Below are 15,960 nucleotides of genomic sequence, written 5' to 3'. Positions count from 1 at the left end.
TCCGTGTATCGGCTAGGAGCGGTTCACCTCGGGGCGGCGCGACCGCTGCGACACCCCGTTCACGACGGTCGCCGGCGCTTCCGCGACGACCTCGAGGTGGGGCAGCCGAGCCGGCGCCGGCGCCGTGTTCCCCAGAATCATGTCGGACGCCTTCTCGGCCACCATCAGGGTGGGTGCGTACGTCTGGCTGTTGGTCACGGAGGGGAAGACCGAGGCGTCGACGACGCGCAGGCCCTCGAGCCCGTGGACGCGCATCGACGAGGGGTCGACGACGTCGTCCGGCGTGGTCCCCATCCGCGCGCTGCCGGTGGGGTGCAGACCCGTCTGGGCGGCCTCGGCGACCCACGCGAGCAGGTCCTCGTCGGACTGCACGGACCTGCCGGGCGCGACCTCACCACCGTCGACCGCCGCGAAGGCGGGCTGGCTCATGATGTCCCTGGCGATCCGGATCGCCTTCACCCAGTCGTCCCGGTCCCGCTGGTTGTCCAGGTAGTTGAACACGATCCGCGGGTGCCGCCCCGGGTCGGACGACTTGAGCGTGACGCTGCCGCGGGCGCGGGCGGCGAGGGTCCCGACGTGCACCTGGTAGCCGTGCCCGTCGACGATGCGCTTCTCGTCGAACTTCATGGCCAGCGGGGCGAAGCCGATGATCACGTCCGGGAACTCGGTGTCCTCGTTGCTGCGGACGAAGCCGGCCGCCTCGAAGAGGTTGCTGGTCGCCGGGCCGCGGCCCGCGAGCCACTGCAGCCCCATCAGCGGCCACTGCTTCTTGTCCTTCATGTGCACCATCGAGATGGGCTCGGTGCACGAGTGCTGGACCTGGACCGCGAGGTGGTCCTCGAGGTTGTAGCCGACCCCGCGCAGCTCGTGCAGCGGGGTGATCCCCACCGGCTCGAGGTCCTCGGGCCGGCCGATCCCGGACAGCTGGAGCAGCTGCGGGGTGTTGAACGCGCCGCCCGAGAGGACGACCTCCTTGGCCCGCGCGATGAACTCCTCGTCCCCGACCCGGTAGGTCACACCGACGGCGCGGGTGCCGGAGAGCAGGACCTGCGTGGCGAGCGCGCGGGTGCGGACCCGCAGGTTGGGCCGCCCCATGACGGGGTGCAGGTAGCCCTGCGACGACGAGCGGCGGCGACCGTTGCGGATGCTGCGGTCGAACGCGCCGAAGCCCTCCTGGACCGCACCGTTGATGTCCGCCGTGAGCGGGTAGCCGGCCTGCTGGACGGCCTCGAAGAACAGCGTGAACAGCGGGTGGTCCGCGGGCGCGCGGTCGACGGGCTGGAACCCGCCGCGGCCGCGGTACTCACTGCCGCCGAAGGGCGCCGAGTCCTCGAGCCGCTTGAAGTAGGGCAGCACATGTGCGTAGTCCCACTCCGAGGCCCCGGTGGCCTTGGCCCAGCGGTCGAAGATCGCCGGATGCCCGCGGACGAACGTCATCGCGTTGATGGATCCGGAGCCACCCAGGAGGCGGCCGCGGGGCTGGTCCATCCGCCGGCCGTTCATGAACGGCTCGGGCTCGGTCTGGTAGTGCCAGTTGTGCGAGCGACTGGCGATGGCCATCCCCATGGCGGCCGGCATGTGGGTCAGGACGTCCCAGAACGGGTCGGACCGGCCGGCCTCGAGCAGCAGGACCCGGTTCGCGGGATCGGCGCTCAAACGGTTCGCCAGCACACAGCCGGCCGCACCGCCGCCGACGATCACGAAGTCGTAGACCTGATCCGACATGAAGGGGGAGCCTTTCTCCGACGAGACTGCAAGCGGCATGACGGCTACTGCGCGCGACCGTATCTCAGATCTCACTCAAACCGACGAACCGTTGGCCCGATCAACGATATCGCGGCCCGTTACAGGGCTTCTGTCGGGTAAGGAGGGCATACCGTCCGCCGATTCCGGTGTGACTTCGGTCCTAGTGGCTTGTCAACGAGCGCCACCTTGGGTGATCGGTCCGTCAGGGCGGGTTGACCGCGGGGGCGGCCGGGGCGGCCGCACCCGGCGCCGCGGGAGCCCCCGCGTCCGGAGCCACCGCCGGCTGGACGGGGACCGCCGGTCCGTCCAGCGGGAGCCCGGTGAGCGGGTCGGTCCGGTGCACGATCGACTCGAACGCCTGCTGGCCGCCCTGGACCCACAGGAGCCCGCACACGACCGCGACCATGCCCACCGACAGCACCGTGAGCAGCCGCACGCGCCCCGGGGCGCGGGTCGCGCGCCCACCGGTGCTCTCGACCACCCACGCCCGGATGCCGAACACGACCAGCAGCCCGAGGAAGCCCAGCCACACCCAGCGGTCGAACAGGGGATCCAGGATCATCCCGGCCTCCCCGCGGGTGCGTTGCTCAGGACCGGCGCGCCGGTCTTGCGGAGCACGAAGTCGTACGGGTCGGTCGGGTCCTGGTACCACATCGTGTAGGTACCCTGCGCGACCAGCGTGTTCGCCAGCTGCAGCGACCAGCCCGGCTTCTGCAGGAACAGGTGCTCCCCCTGCTTCTCGATGGACCGGTAGTTCACGAGGACGTCGGCGTTGATCGCGGCCACACAGGGCACCGGATCGGGCTGGGCGGCGATCTGCCCGCAGCCCTGCACGCCGCCGCCGCGGCCGAAGAGGGTGAGGCCCTCGAAGGCGAACGGCCCCGCGTCCGACAGCGGGATGACGCTCTGCCCGGGCGGCGTCGTGGCCACGACCAGCCGGTACAGCGCCAGATCGCGCGGGAACACCGTCTGGTAGGAGTCGTTGCCGCCGCGGATGAAGATCAGGACGACGTACAGCCCGACCATCGCCACCGCCAGCACCGGGCGGAACCACTTCCGCCAGCGCACCAGGAAGCGGAGGAAGTCCGCGCCCAGGATCGTCAGGATCGGCAGGCCGAACAGCACGATGCGCAGGAAGCCCTCGCCGCCGTAGCCCTGGGCCGCGAAGGCCGTCGGCACCGCCGCGAGACCGATCGGCACCAGGTCCCGGCGGCGCCGCCAGTAGACGAACGCGCCCACGACGCCGAGCGCGTAGGAGATCCCGGCGACCCCGATGCGCGAGTATTTCCCGACGATCTGCCCGGTGTCCCCCGCGAGGCGGTTGGCGACGCCGGACTCCAGCGCGGCGCCGGTGTTGCCGTCGCCGATGAACAGGGAGATCTGGGTGGTCCACACGTCGCGGGCGGCGATCAGGATGAACACCAGGACGCCGAGGACGCCGATCAGCACCAGCCCTCGCCCCCGGTACCGCCCGACGATCGCCAGCAGGGCCAGCTGGCCGAGGATGGCGAACGGGGTGAGCTGGTGTTCCGGGATCACCGCCAGGATGCACAGCGCGGCGCAGAAGTACACCAGCAGCAGCTGCTTCGGGGGGAGCGTCGGCCGGTTGGGCGGCGTCATCGCCGACACCAGCCAGCGGTTCCACAGCGGCAGGCGCTTCGCCCCGACGTGCGGCGGCGGCCAGCCCGGCACGCCGTTCGGGTCCGTCCGGCGGGTGGCCAGCGGGCCGAGCGCGAAGGTCAGCACGGTCAGCAGCAGGCAGATGCCGGTGGCCTGCGGCGAGAAGTAGTCCTGCTCGATCCAGTTCAGGCCGACGAACAGCCAGGCGGCGACCCACGGCGCCCGGTTGCCCCCGAGCATCGAGCGGGCGAGCGCGTAGATCCCGATCGCCCACACCGTCACGACGGCGGGCGGGAACCAGCGCAGCACCACGTCCAGCTGGTCGGCCCCCGCGGCGTCGCGGAACCAGGCCCACTGGGCGAAGAACGCGGGCCAGGAGAAGCGGGCGTCGAGGCCCGCGGGAGGCACGCCGTTGGCGGTGGCGACCGCGTCGACGAACCCGCTGATCGTCCACGACGTGCCGAAGCGTGCGGCGGGTTCCACGACGGACGGCAGCCCGGTGGAGCAGAGGATCAGCACGCCGGTGGCCGCACCCAGCATGGGGATGCGCGGACGCTTCGCGTGGAGCTCGGTGAGGCAGGCCCCGATCGCGAAGAGCAGCGCCAGCCAGGCGGGCACGCCGAGGACCTTGACCAGCCCCCAGCCGTCCAGGGCGTCCAGGTCGGTGGTGGCGACCGCGAGCGGGAGCATCGTCAGCGCGAGGAACGCCAGGACCGGCGACAGCCACCGCTCGAGCAGCGGCCGGCGGCTCTCGAACCAGCCCGGCTCCGGAGGCGCCTGCGCGGGCGGTGTCGGCACCACCGGCAGCGCGGTGGTCGGCGGATCCGCGACGGTGCCCGCGCTGATCCTGCCCATCACCTGCGTGGCCTCGGGATCGGAGGCGGAGAGATCCCGGGGGCCGTTGCTCCGGGTGTCGTGCGCCGTCACTGGGCGACCACCGCGTGCCGCAGCAGGAAGGGCACGCTGCCGACGGTGACGATGTAGAGCATCAGGTCCGGGTGCCACCAGGTCGTGCTCACCATGATCTGCGCCGCGAGCAGCGAGGTCGCGATGCCCACGCCCAGGGTCAGCAGCCACACGTGCGCGGCCGGCGCGCGGCGCAGGAAGCCCGCTGCCGCCCAGCCGGGGCCGAGCAGCAGGAAGCCGATGGTCACGAACAACCGGAGACCCGATCCCCCCGCGACGTCGAACAGGTTCAGCAGGCAGGCCACGACGCCCGCGACGACCAGCGCTACAGCCACACCACGCCGTGCCGCGCGGGCACGGGTCAGCTCCCCGGCGCTCGGCATGCTCACCGTGCTGTCACCGCGTCTCCTCGTTCCTCACCGGGCGGCCTTCCGCCCTCGGGGCACCCCCGGCCGCGGCCGGTGCGAGGTGACCTCCGTGCGCCCCGGACACCCGGGTCGGACACACCGGTCCTGATCCGGAGAGCGCTCGACACGGCGCGAAGTATGACAGGGGGCCCGGGCCCGCCGACGAGGCGGGCCCGCGCCCCGGGACGTCCTCAGCGGGTGGGGAGGACCGGTGCGGGTGACTCAGGCAGCACCGCTGCGCGAGTCGCTCCGGGGCTCGTCGTTCCGGTCCGAGGACTGGTCGAACGCGCGCAGGCCCGCCGCCGGGGTGGCGGTGGACACGGTCTCGGGGACCCGGGGCCGCCTGATCGCCGCGGCCTGACCGTCGGGGTGCGCCGGGGCGGAGGGGCCCTCGAACTGCACGAGCGGCCTGCGGACGGCCACCGGCACGGCCGGGACCTCCGGCCGGCCCGCCGCCGGAGCGGTCCTCCTCATGGCCCGGCGCCGCTCGGCGGCCAGGGTGCGCAGCACCCGCGTCCCGTCGACGAACGTCCGGAGGTTCGTGGCGCCGAACATGCGCTCGCGCTCGTAGGAGGGAACCTCCGCCACGCGCAGCCCCGCGGCCGCCACCCGGCAGGCGAGGACCGTCTCGATCTCGAAGCCGTCGCCCCACAGCATGGAGCCGTCCTCCGGTGCTTGAGCGTCCACCGCCGGCAGCTCAAGAAGCGGCAGCAGGTCGGCCCAGAAGGCGTTGTACCCGTAGCACAGGTCCGAGTGGCGGGTGCCGAACAACGCGTTCGCGACGCCGTTGAGGCCGGAGTTCCCGAGCCTGCGCAGGGCCGTGATGTCGTCGCTGCCGCCGCCCCGCGCGAAGCGGGTGCCCTTGGCGAAGTCCGCGCCCCGCACCAGGGCGGAGACGAACGCCGGGATCTCGGCGGGATCCGCCGACCCGTCGGCGTCGAACATCACCACGATGTCGCCCGTGGCGGCCGCGAAGCCGGTGGCCATCGCGTTGCCCTTGCCCTTGCGGGTCTGTTGCACGATCCGCGCCCAGGGCAGCACCCGCTGCGCGGTCTCCACGCTGCCGTCCACCGAGTTGCCGTCGACGACGACCACCTCGTGCACGGCCGGGCGCACCGCGGCGATCGCCGGCAGCACCACCTCGAGATTGCGTGCCTCGTTGCGGGTCGGTACCACCACGGACACCGTTGGATCCTGACTGCGCTGCATCGCAGTTGTTCCCCCTCGTCGCACGTCGGTGCGTCTTTACTGCCGTCTCGCCGTCTTACCGCTGCAGGTCGATTCCTCACCCGGTTCGGAGCCGTCCAACCGGATATCTGACGCCCACCCGAAAGCGTTACGTGACGCCCGGCTCTCCTCCGACGACGGCCGTCACTCGATCGGGCGAACCCGAGTGGACGCCGGGGTGACTCCCCCGGGCCCGCTCCTGCGCCGATGTACTAGTCGAACGTACCGACGACGCGTTCGGCCCACCCACCCGGGCTCCGTGAAGCGCTCGCTACGCTTCCCGGCCATGTGTCACGGCCACCCTTCCGACCGCTCCGGCGGGCCGTCGGTGAGCGTCGGATGAGCGTCGCCGGCGCGGGCGGACCTGCGCTCCTGTTCCAGCCGATGGTCTCCGTCGTCGCGACCGTGACGGACGGGGAGGCCCACGTCGGCGAGACGATCGGCTCGGTCCTCGACCAGACCGAGCGCGAGTTCGAGCTGGTGCTGTTCGACAACGCCAGCCGGGACGACAGCCACGAGATCATGCGCTCGTTCTCCGATCCCCGCATCCGCGTGGTGCGCGGGCGGGAACGCCTGTCGGCGTCCGCCGCGCGGAACCAGGCCCTGTCCTTCTCCCAGGCACCGCTGGTCAAGGCGATCGGCGACGGCGACCTGTTGCACCCGCGCTGCCTGGAGCTCCAGAGCCAGCCCCTGCTCGACGACCCGGGCCTCGCCGTCGTCGCCGCCCGCCGGCACGTCGTCGACGACCGCAGCCGCGTGCTGGTCCCGCGGCGCGGCCTGCGCGGGCTGATCGGCTCCCACGACGGCGACGAGATCGCCCGCAAGGTCGTCCGGGCGCGCGCCAACCTCGTCGGCGAGGCGTGCGCGGTCCTCTTCCGCCGGGAGGCCATGACCGCGGCCGGTGGCTGGCGCGGCGGCCAGGAGGAGCTGCTCGACCTGGACTGCTGGCTGCGCCTGCTGCAGCACGGCGACTTCCTCGGGATGGCGGAGCCGCTCGCGTCGGTCCGGATGCACGGCGGGCCGGGCCGGGCGGGCTACGCGGACCGCACCCGCACGGAACAGGCGGCCATCGGGACGGCGCTCACCGCCACGGTCGCCCCGCAGGTGCGGGGCACGGACCGGGTGCGGGGCGCGGTCGCCGCGCCCTTCGGCGCGGTCCGCCGGGCGGGCGTCGGGTTCCTGGCCGCGCGGTCGGAGCGGCGGCGCGAGCGCGAGGAGCGCCGGGAGCACGCCGCGAGCGGGTGACCCCGGCCGGCCCCTCCTTCCGGCGGGGCCGCCCTGTGCGATCGACCGGCGTTCTTGCCAACCTCTGGCGAGAACCACCTCCCGGCAGCTAGCGTCCTCTCGAATCGGCCTTTCGGGAGGAACGTCATGCGCACGGCATACAGCGCCATGCACATGAGCGACGGACTGGTGAACGCCCCCACGTCGCTCGTGTTCGGCGCCATCGCGATCGCGGGCCTGGCCGTGTGCCTCGTCCGTGCCCGCGCGGACCTCGACGAACGCACCGCGCCGATGGCCGGGCTGGTGACGGCCTTCGTGTTCGCCGTGCAGATGGTCAACTTCCCGATCCTGCCCGGCGCCAGCGGGCACCTGCTCGGGGGCGCGCTCGTCGCGATCCTGGTGGGACCGTGGGTAGGCGCGGTGTGCCTCGCGATCGTGCTGGCGGTCCAGGCCCTGCTCTTCGCCGACGGCGGGCTCACCGCACTGGGCACGAACATCACCAACATGGCGCTGATCGGCGTCTTCGCCGGCTACGGCGTGGCGGTGGCGCTGCGCGCGGTCGCGCGCCGCAGCCGGGGCGGGCTCGTCGCCACCGCGTTCGTCGCGGCCTTCGTCAACACGGTCGTGGCCTCGCTCGGCTTCGTCCTCGAGTACGCGGTCGGCGGCAGCGGCGGCGCCTCGCTGGGAGCGGTGTTCGGGCTGATGGTGGGCCTGCACGCGCTGATCGGCATCGGCGAGGGCGTGATCACCGCGGCCACCGTCGGCGCGGTCGCCGCGGTGCGGCCGGACCTGGTGTACCTGCTGCGCGGGAGCAGGCCGGTGCTCGTCCGGCGGGCCGCGCCGGCCGCCGGGGGTGCCGCGTGAACCGCCGGTTCCTCCTCGCCTTCCTGCTGGTCGCGCTGGTGGTGGCGGGCGGGGTCTCGTACCTCGCGAGCTCGTCCCCGGACGGCCTGGACACCGTCGCGTTGCACGGCTGCACCGAGAACGGCGAGCAGCTCGCGGGGACGTGCATCGCCCAGAACGCGGGTGAGCACGCGACCGCGGCCTCCCCGCTCGCGGACTACGCGCTCTTCGGCGGTCAGGGCACCGGCGGGCTCGCCGGGATCATCGGCGTGCTGGTCACGGTCGTGATCGCGGGCGGGCTGTTCTGGACGCTGCGCCGACGGACCCCGGCCGGTTCCGCGTCGCGCTCCGTACGGGACGAGTAGGTGGGCGCCGGGCACTCCCATCCCCTCCACCTGGTCCGCGACTCGCCCGTCCACCGGCTCCCGCCGCAGGTCAAGATCGTCGCGGCGTTCGTCGGGGTGGTGTGCGTGGTGGCGACGCCGCGCGAGGCCTTCTGGGTGTTCGGCGGGCACCTGCTCCTGCTCGCCGGGGTGTGGGTCGCGGCGCGGATACCCCTGCTCTGGATCCTGCGGCGCGCGGTGATCGAGCTGCCGTTCGTCGTGCTGGCGGTGCTGCTGCCCTTCACGGGCCCGGACCCGCGGATCGAGTGGCTGGGCATGGTCCTCTCGAAGCCGGGGCTGCTCGGGGCCTGGAACATCCTGGTCAAGGGCACCCTCGGCGTCCTCACCTCGCTCACCCTCGCCGCCACCACCCCGATGCGGGACCTCCTCGTCGGGCTGCAGCGGCTGCGGGCGCCGGCGATGGTCACCACGATCGCCACGCTGATGCTGCGCTACGTCGACGTCATCACCGGCGAGGCCCGCCGGATGCGGCTGGCCCGGATCGCCCGGGGCCACGATCCCCGCTTCCTCTGGCAGGTCGGCGCCACCGCCCGCGGGATCGGCGCGCTCTTCGTCCGCTCCTACGAGCGCGGCGAGCGGGTGCACCTCGCGATGCTCTCCCGCGGCTGGACGGGCGCGATGCCCGTGACGTCCGACGGCCGGGGCCGCCGGACGGACTGGGTCGCCGGGCTCGCACCGGTCGCCGCCGCCCTCGCCCTCGCCGTCACCGGGTGGGTGGTCGCGTGACGCCCCGGGGTCACGTGCGGGCCGGAGCACCGGCACAGCTCCTCGCCGATGATGTGCAGGTGCACACCGCCCCGCCGTCCCTGCTCGTCCGGGACCTGCTGTTCGCCTACCCGGACGGCCACCAGGCGCTGCACGGCGTCGACCTGCGGATCGAGCCGGGCGAGCGGGTGGCCCTGCTGGGCCCCAACGGCGCCGGCAAGACCACGCTGGTCCTGCACCTCAACGGCATCCTGACGGCCGGCGAGGGCGGGGTCGAGGTCGGCGGCCTGCCGGTCGAACGGCGGAACCTGCAGGAGATCCGGCGCCGCGTGGGCATCGTCTTCCAGGACCCGGACGACCAGCTGTTCATGCCCTCGGTCCGCGAGGACGTCGCCTTCGGCCCGGCCAACTTCGGCCTCACCGGTCCGCCGCTCGCCGCCCGCGTGCACGAGGCGCTGGACGCGGTGGGCATGGCCGGCCACGCCGACCGCTCCCCGCTGCACCTGTCCGGCGGTCAGCGCCGCCGCGTCGCCCTGGCCACGGTCCTGGCCTGCGATCCGGAGATCCTGGTCCTCGACGAGCCGTCGTCGAACCTCGATCCGGTCGCCCGCCGCGAGCTCGCCGAGGTCCTCCTCGGCCTGGGCCGCACGATGCTCATGGTCACCCACGACCTCCCGTACGCCCTGCAGCTCTGCCCCCGCAGCGTGATCCTCGACGACGGCGTGGTGGTCGCCGACGGCCCGACCGAGACTCTCCTCCGGGACAAGGCCCTCCTGGCCGCCCACCGCCTCGAGCTCCCCTACGGCTTCACCCTCTAACCCGACTCCGCGTTATGGAACCATAACGCAAATTTTGGGCCCCGATTTTCGCGTTATGGTTCCATAACGCGAGGTCAGCGGGGTGGGGCGTCCTCGGACCAGTTGCCGGGGGCCGGGACGCCGTTGGGCGGGGTCGCCTCGTCCGCCGCTCCGATGCCGAGCCGGTCGGACGCGGGTCCGACCTGCTTCGGGGCCTCCTCGCCGATCGCCGGCACCTCCTGGTTGGCCTGCGCCGTGGCGGCCGCGACCTGCCGGGCGATCTCCGGGTCGCCCGAGGTGTCGAACCAGCCGCGGACGGACTCCTCGTCCTCCTCCGGGGTGGAGCGCACGCCGTCGTCGGGGGACGGGGTGTACCTGAACACGCCGTCGTCCCCAGGGGCGCCCAGCATCTTGGTGAAGCCCTCGAGGGCCTTGCCGAAGTCCGACGGCACCAGCCAGACCTTGTTGGCCTCGCCCTTCGCCATCTCCGGCAGCGTCTGCAGGTACTGGTAGGCGAGCATCTCCGGCGTCGGGCGGCCGGCCTTGATCGCGGCGAAGGTCTTCTCGATCGCCTTCGCCTCACCCTGCGCCCTGAGGTACGACGCCGCCCGCTCACCCTGCGCCCGCAGGATCCGGGACTGCCGCTCGGCCTCGGCGTTGAGGATCGCCGCCTGCTTCGCGCCCTCCGCGGTGAGGATCTGGGCCTGCTTGTTGCCCTCCGCGCTGCGGATCGCGGACTCCCGCTGACCCTCGGCGGTCAGGATGGTGGCCCGCTTCTCGCGGTCCGCCTTCATCTGCCGCTCCATGGACTCCTGGATCGACGGCGGCGGCTCGATGGCCTTGATCTCCACCCGCTCGACGCGGATCCCCCAGCGGCCGGTGGCGTCGTCGAGCTCGCCGCGCAGCACGGTGTTGATCTGGTCCCGGGAGGTCAGCGTGCCCTCCAGGGTCATGCCGCCGACCACGTTGCGCAGCGTCGTCGTGGTGATCTGCTCGACGCCGGTGATGTAGTTCGAGATCTCGTACACAGCGGACTTCGGGTCCGTGACCCGGAAGTAGACGACGGTGTCGATGCTGACCGTCAGGTTGTCCTGCGTGATGACCGGCTGCGGCGGGAACGACACGACCTGCTCGCGCAGGTCGATCCGCTCCCGGACCCGGTCGACGAAGGGCACCAGGAACGCCAGGCCCGGCTGCAGCGTGGACTGGTAGCGGCCGAGCCGCTCCACCACGGCCGCGGTCGCCTGCGGGATGATCTGGATCGCCTTGGCCACCACCGTGATCGCGAAGATCACGATGAGGACGATGACGATCAGTACGGCGACGCTCACGTCTCCCCCTCGTGTTCGGGCCGGTGCTCGCAGAGGACCAGCACCGTGGCGCCCTCGAGGCGGATCACGGTGACCTCCTCGCCCGGCTCCATGACCTGTTCGCCGTCGAACGCGCGGGCCGACCACTCCTCCGGCCCGATCCGCACCCGACCGCCCTTTCCGTCCACGCGTCGGGAGACCACCGCCGGCCCCCCGACGATCCGCTCGTGGTGCTGCTGGTAGCCCGTGATCGACCGGTGCGTGCGGCGTTTGAGCACGGGCCGCACCCCCACCAGGAGCAGCACCGACGCCACCGCGAACAGCAGGGCGCTGGGCAGCCAGTCCAGGCCCAGCGCGGCCCCGCCTGCGGCGACCAGCGCACCCCCGCCCAGCATCAGCAGGACGAACTCACCGGCGAGCAGCTCACCGGCGAGCAGCACGAGTCCCGCGATCAGGAAGACCAGCGGAACCATGCGTCCAGCATGGCACGGGTCACGTCACGAGGTGGGCGAACCGATCATCTCGGGTCCGTATCGACGGCGGCGTCGACCGTCACGAAGTCGATCAGCTGCTCGACGGCTCCGATCAGCGAGGAGTCCAGGTCCCGGAAGGACTTCACGGCCCCCAGCACCCGGCGCGCCCCGTCGGCCGGCTCCCCCCACCGCAGGGCCTCGCAGACGCCGGTCTTCCAGTCCGTGCCGCGCGGGATCTGCGGCCACGCCCGGATGCCGACGGCCGCGGGCTTGACCGCCTCCCACACGTCGACGAACGGGTGGCCGGTCACCATCACGTGCGGCCCCGCGACCGACGCGGCCTGGCGGGTCTCCATCGTCCCCGCGACCAGGTGGTCCACGAGGATCCCGAGCTTGCGGTGCGGCGCGGGCCCGAAGTCGCGGACGGCCGCGGCCAGGTCGTGCACGCCGTGCAGCGGCTCCACCACGATCCCCTCGACCCGCAGGTCGTGCCCCCAGACCGTCTCCAGCAGCGACGCGTCGTGGATCCCCTCGACCCAGATCCGGGAGGCCCGCGCGGTGCGCGCCTTGAGCCCCGCCACCCGCACCGACCCGGACGCGGACCGCGCCCCGGCCTGCACGCGGGGTGCCGGCTTCACGAGCGTCGCCAGCTGCCCCTCGAACAGGAAACCGGCCGGGCGCAGCGGGAAGATCCGCCGCTTGCCGTGGCGGTCCTCCAGCGTGACCTCGCGGACGTCGATCGTCACCACGGCCCCGCAGAACCCGCTCGCCGGGTCCTCGACGACCAGCCCGGGCTCGGCCGGGACCTCCGGGATCGCCTTCTTCCGCTGGACGCGGGTGCCGTCCGCGCCGAAGAGGCCGCTGTAGCTGTCCGTACGGGGCATGCCGCGGTTGTACCGGAGCCACCGCGCCGGGTCGGCGAGCGACACGCCGGGCCCGACCACACCGTGCCCGACCGCTCACCGAACGTCACACACCGTCACCCGCACGGCACAAGCGGTGGGCCGGGGGCCGCTGGTTAGCCTGGTCGACGTGCCTTCTTCGTGGTCGGCTCCGCAGGCTCCGCCTCCGGGCTCCTCAGCGACCTTCGCGGTCTGGGCGTCGGCCTGGCTGGCCGGCTCCGCCGCTCCCGACGACGTGCTCGACGCCCTCGCTCCCTGGGCGGACGCGCACGACGTGATCGCCGCGGACGACGACACCGCCGGGCTCACCGACCTGCCGGGCCCCGGCCGTCCGGGCACCTCGTTGACGTTCCTGCTGGCGGCGCTGCGCCGCGCCCCCCGCGGCGCCGGCCGGCTCGTGCTGCCGGTCCCCGGGGACATCCGCGGCCTCCCGGGCCCCGGCCCGTTCACCTCGGCCGCGATCGCCGCCGCCGAGGGAGTCCTGTTCGCCGAGGCCGGCCTGGGCATCGTCCCCTCCCCCGTGGCCGACGGCGTGCTCCGCTGGACGGTCCTGCCCGTCCCGGCCCCGGTCCCGCCGGCGGAGTACGTGCCGCTGTCCGAGGCCGAACGGGACCTGCGCGGCCAGGTCCGGGAGTCGACGTCGATCCTCACCGACCTCGGCGTGGCCCGGCACCGGCCGGGCGTGCGCGAGGAGATCGCCGCCGCCCTGCGCCGCCGCCCCGCGTCGCACTGGCCGGCGGGCATGCCCGCGCCCGCCCTGCGCGTCCTGCAGCAGGCGGACGAGGTCGAGGCGATCCTGGCCGCGGCCTCGGTCGACGAGCCGGGCGGCGCCCTCTCCGCCAGCGCCGCGACGGCCCGCCGGGAAGCGCTACGCCCCTTGGAGACCGCGGTCCGCATCGCCCGTCGCGCCGCGGTCGCCGAGGCCGTCCGCACCTACGCCCCCACCCCGTAAACCCCGCGAGTCGGCACTTTCGGGAGGCCGAAACACACGCTGACGACGCGCGCGGACGTCACATTCGGGCTCCGAGGAGTGCCGACTCGCGGGCTCCGGACGGCCCTCACCCAGCGCCTCGCGGACCTCGACGCCACCGAGCGGCAGCACCGCCCGCGTGATCGCCACGGCGCCGAACAGGTTCACGTGCCGCGTCCACCAGCGCCGCCCCGACCCGCGCGATGCCCCTGTGATCATCCACACCGTCATGTCCGCCGGCCTCCCCGGCCGTCACCTCTCCGCACGGGTCGCGCGGGCGATCAGCGCCCGGGCCGCGGGACTGTTCGGGCCTTTCGCCCGCCAGGCCATCTCGATCCGGCTCCTGATCTCCGGGAGCAGCCGTGCGGGCGTCTCGTCGAGGCCCGCCGCGCGCACCGCACCCTCCGGCAGCACGGCGATCCCCAGGCCGCGGGCCGCGAGGCGGGCGAGCAGCAGCGGGTCACCCGCCTCGAAGGCGATCACCGGTCTCACCCCGGCCCGCGCACAGGCGCCGTCGAAGGCCGCGCGCGGGCCGCTGCCCGCTGTCATGCAGAGCACCGGCCGGCCGTCGAGGTCCTCGATCCGCAGCTCCCCCGAGGCCCCGACGACCACCAGCGCCTGGTCCGTGACCAGCCGGGTCCCGATCCCCTCGGGCACCGGCCCGGCGAGACCGGCCCACACCAGGTCCAGCTCACCGGCGGCCAGGAGATGGAGCAGCTCCCCGGACGTCCCCTCCCGCAGCGAGATCTCGACGTCCGGATGCGCGGCCCGGAACCCGGCCAGCAGCTCGGGCAGGTCGGTGGCGGCCAGCGAGGGCGCCATCCCGACCCCGACACGCCCCCTGACCAGGCCCTTCAGCTCGTCCACCGCGAGCCGGGCACCCTCGGCCGCAGCTAGTGCCGCCCGCGCGTAGGGCAGCACGGCCGCACCGGCCGCCGTCGGCGTGACGCCCCGGGAGGTGCGGCTGAGCAGCGGCTCCCCGAGCTCCCGCTCGAGCTGGCGCAGCTGCGCGCTGACCCCGGGCTGGGCGACGTGCAGGCGTTCGGCCGCCGCCGTCACCGTCCCCTCCTCGACGACCGAGACCAGATAGCGCAGGTGACGCAGCTCCATAACTGATGATGCTAGCCGTCAGAGGATCCATCTCTTGGACTTCTGGACGGACCCCCGCGACGGTGGAGTCATGACCGAGCTGACCGGAACCGTCCTCCGCCCCGACGACCCCGGCTACGACGCCGCCCGGCGCGGCTTCCAGGCCGCCCACGCCCACCGTCCGGACGTGGTGGTCGCCGCCCGTTCCGCCGACGACGTCGCCGCCGCCCGCCGCTACGCGACGGCGAAGGGCCTCCCCTTCGCGGTCCAGTCCAGCGGCCACGGGCTCGCCGCGCCGCTCGAGGGCGGGATCCTCGTCTCCACCCGCGAGATGCGCGGCGTGGCCGTGGATCCCGTGGCCCGCACCGCCCGGATCGAGGCCGGCGCGAGCTGGGGCGACGTCGTCGCCGCCACGATCCCGCACGGCCTGGCCCCGCTCAACGGGAGCTCACCCGGCGTCGGCGTGGTCGGCTACCTGCTCGGCGGCGGCTTCGGGCTGCTGGGCCGCAGGTACGGCTTCGCGGTCGACAGGGTGCGGGCCGTCGAGGGCGTGACGCCTGCGGGCGAGCAGATCCGCACCGACCTGCTGCGCGACGACCTGGTGGTCACCTCCGTCGAGATCGAGCTGGTGGAGCAGCCCGAGGTGTGGGGTGGCAGCCTCGCGATCGAGGCGACGCCGGAGCTGCTCACCGGATGGACCGAGTGGGCCGCCGACCTGCCCGAGACGGTGACGGCGGGAGTCTCGCTCGTCCCGTTCCCGGACGTCGAGCACATGCCGCCGCCGTTCCGCGGCCGCCACATGGCGATGCTGACGATCGCCGCCACCGTGGATGTCTCCGCCCTGGTCGCACCCCTGCGCGAGCTCGGCCCGGTCCGCCACGAGCGGCTGGGCACGATGCCGTACGCCGAGTCCCACACGATCCACAACGACCCGTCGGACCCCGAGCCGTACGCCGGCGACGCCCACCTCCTGCGGACCCTCGATCCGTCCCTGCTCGGCGAGGTGCTGGACGCGACCGGGCCGACCGCCGCCGTGCCGTCGGTCATGGAGATCCGCCGACTGGGCGGCGCCTTCGCCCGAGGCGAGCGGGTCCCGGCGGCGTTCCGGGAGGCGAGCCACCTCGTCCGCGCCGTCACGGTCCTCGGCGACATCGGCCCCACCGAGAAGGACGCCCGGGCCCTGCACGAACGCCTCTTCGCCCCGTTCGCCACCGACGACCTCGGCCGCGCCCGGACCTTCTGCTACGGCGCCACCCACTGACCCCACCCGCCCGTAAATCCCGCGAGTCGGCACTTTCGGGAGCCCGAAATACACGCTGACGACGGTCGCCGTGAGT

Annotated in this window: 16 protein-coding genes; 7 read left to right on the top strand and 9 right to left on the bottom strand. The window is 73.5% G+C overall.

Annotated features, from left to right (window positions below; all coding sequences use genetic code 11):
• Positions 1 to 12 precede the first annotated feature (12 nt).
• From ABD324_RS03475 to ABD324_RS03455, 5 genes are all read right to left on the bottom strand, one after another.
• Positions 13 to 1,725, bottom strand: a complete 1,713-nt coding sequence (locus ABD324_RS03475; protein ID WP_344412247.1) for a choline dehydrogenase — start codon at positions 1,723 to 1,725, stop codon at positions 13 to 15.
• 223 nt (positions 1,726 to 1,948) lie between these two features.
• Positions 1,949 to 2,308 (bottom strand): hypothetical protein, encoded by a 360-nt coding sequence (locus ABD324_RS03470; RefSeq protein ID WP_344412244.1) that lies wholly within the window; start codon positions 2,306 to 2,308, stop codon positions 1,949 to 1,951.
• On the bottom strand, positions 2,305 to 4,293 hold the full coding sequence (locus ABD324_RS03465; RefSeq protein ID WP_344412242.1) for a hypothetical protein: 1,989 nt from the start codon (positions 4,291 to 4,293) through the stop codon (positions 2,305 to 2,307). The genes ABD324_RS03470 and ABD324_RS03465 overlap by 4 nt, the downstream gene beginning before the upstream one ends.
• The gene (locus ABD324_RS03460; RefSeq protein WP_344412241.1) at positions 4,290 to 4,661 is read right to left on the bottom strand and encodes a hypothetical protein; all 372 of its coding nucleotides are present in this window, start codon (positions 4,659 to 4,661) and stop codon (positions 4,290 to 4,292) included. Before ABD324_RS03460 ends, ABD324_RS03465 begins: the two co-directional genes overlap by 4 nt.
• Positions 4,662 to 4,901: 240 nt before the next feature.
• Positions 4,902 to 5,864 carry a glycosyltransferase family 2 protein gene (locus ABD324_RS03455; RefSeq protein WP_344412240.1) on the bottom strand — a complete coding sequence of 321 codons (963 nt, stop codon included), beginning with the start codon at positions 5,862 to 5,864 and terminating at the stop codon, positions 4,902 to 4,904.
• 381 nt (positions 5,865 to 6,245) lie between these two features.
• Here ABD324_RS03455 and ABD324_RS03450 point away from each other — a divergent pair, with 381 nt between their 5' ends.
• From ABD324_RS03450 to ABD324_RS03430, 5 genes are all read left to right on the top strand, one after another.
• On the top strand, positions 6,246 to 7,151 hold the full coding sequence (locus ABD324_RS03450; protein WP_344412238.1) for a glycosyltransferase family 2 protein: 906 nt from the start codon (positions 6,246 to 6,248) through the stop codon (positions 7,149 to 7,151).
• Between the two features lie 126 nt (positions 7,152 to 7,277).
• Positions 7,278 to 7,994 (top strand): energy-coupling factor ABC transporter permease, encoded by a 717-nt coding sequence (locus ABD324_RS03445; protein ID WP_344412236.1) that lies wholly within the window; start codon positions 7,278 to 7,280, stop codon positions 7,992 to 7,994.
• On the top strand, positions 7,991 to 8,338 hold the full coding sequence (locus tag ABD324_RS03440) for a PDGLE domain-containing protein (protein ID WP_344412234.1): 348 nt from the start codon (positions 7,991 to 7,993) through the stop codon (positions 8,336 to 8,338). The genes ABD324_RS03445 and ABD324_RS03440 overlap by 4 nt, the downstream gene beginning before the upstream one ends.
• On the top strand, positions 8,339 to 9,103 hold the full coding sequence (gene cbiQ, locus ABD324_RS03435) for a cobalt ECF transporter T component CbiQ (RefSeq protein ID WP_344412232.1): 765 nt from the start codon (positions 8,339 to 8,341) through the stop codon (positions 9,101 to 9,103).
• Positions 9,104 to 9,156: 53 nt separating this feature from the next.
• Positions 9,157 to 9,900 (top strand): energy-coupling factor ABC transporter ATP-binding protein, encoded by a 744-nt coding sequence (locus tag ABD324_RS03430; RefSeq protein ID WP_344413381.1) that lies wholly within the window; start codon positions 9,157 to 9,159, stop codon positions 9,898 to 9,900.
• Positions 9,901 to 9,974: 74 nt separating this feature from the next.
• On the opposite strand, the gene ABD324_RS03425 is transcribed toward ABD324_RS03430, so the two are convergent.
• Genes ABD324_RS03425 through ABD324_RS03415 form a run of 3 tightly spaced genes read right to left on the bottom strand, consistent with a single transcriptional unit; the run spans position 9,975 to position 12,546 of the window.
• Positions 9,975 to 11,210 carry an SPFH domain-containing protein gene (locus ABD324_RS03425; protein ID WP_344412230.1) on the bottom strand — a complete coding sequence of 412 codons (1,236 nt, stop codon included), beginning with the start codon at positions 11,208 to 11,210 and terminating at the stop codon, positions 9,975 to 9,977.
• Positions 11,207 to 11,662, bottom strand: coding sequence for an NfeD family protein (locus tag ABD324_RS03420; protein ID WP_344412228.1), 456 nt, complete (start codon positions 11,660 to 11,662; stop codon positions 11,207 to 11,209). The genes ABD324_RS03425 and ABD324_RS03420 overlap by 4 nt, the downstream gene beginning before the upstream one ends.
• A 44-nt stretch (positions 11,663 to 11,706) precedes the next feature.
• On the bottom strand, positions 11,707 to 12,546 hold the full coding sequence (locus ABD324_RS03415; protein WP_344412226.1) for a DUF3097 domain-containing protein: 840 nt from the start codon (positions 12,544 to 12,546) through the stop codon (positions 11,707 to 11,709).
• A gap of 148 nt (positions 12,547 to 12,694) precedes the next feature.
• Between ABD324_RS03415 and ABD324_RS03410 the strand changes: the two genes are divergently transcribed.
• Complete coding sequence (locus ABD324_RS03410; protein WP_344412224.1) at positions 12,695 to 13,516, top strand: hypothetical protein; 822 nt, start codon at positions 12,695 to 12,697, stop codon at positions 13,514 to 13,516.
• Positions 13,517 to 13,786: 270 nt separating this feature from the next.
• Here ABD324_RS03410 and ABD324_RS03405 read toward each other — a convergent pair whose 3' ends face one another.
• Positions 13,787 to 14,644 carry a LysR family transcriptional regulator gene (locus ABD324_RS03405; protein WP_344412222.1) on the bottom strand — a complete coding sequence of 286 codons (858 nt, stop codon included), beginning with the start codon at positions 14,642 to 14,644 and terminating at the stop codon, positions 13,787 to 13,789.
• 70 nt (positions 14,645 to 14,714) lie between these two features.
• Here ABD324_RS03405 and ABD324_RS03400 point away from each other — a divergent pair, with 70 nt between their 5' ends.
• Complete coding sequence (locus ABD324_RS03400) at positions 14,715 to 15,884, top strand: FAD-binding oxidoreductase (protein WP_344412220.1); 1,170 nt, start codon at positions 14,715 to 14,717, stop codon at positions 15,882 to 15,884.
• Positions 15,885 to 15,960 lie beyond the last annotated feature (76 nt).

The sequence above is a fragment of the Pseudonocardia ailaonensis genome (assembly GCF_039531635.1).
In the GTDB taxonomy this organism is placed as follows: domain Bacteria; phylum Actinomycetota; class Actinomycetes; order Mycobacteriales; family Pseudonocardiaceae; genus Pseudonocardia; species Pseudonocardia ailaonensis.
This window is presented reverse-complemented; position numbering and strand designations above follow the sequence as displayed.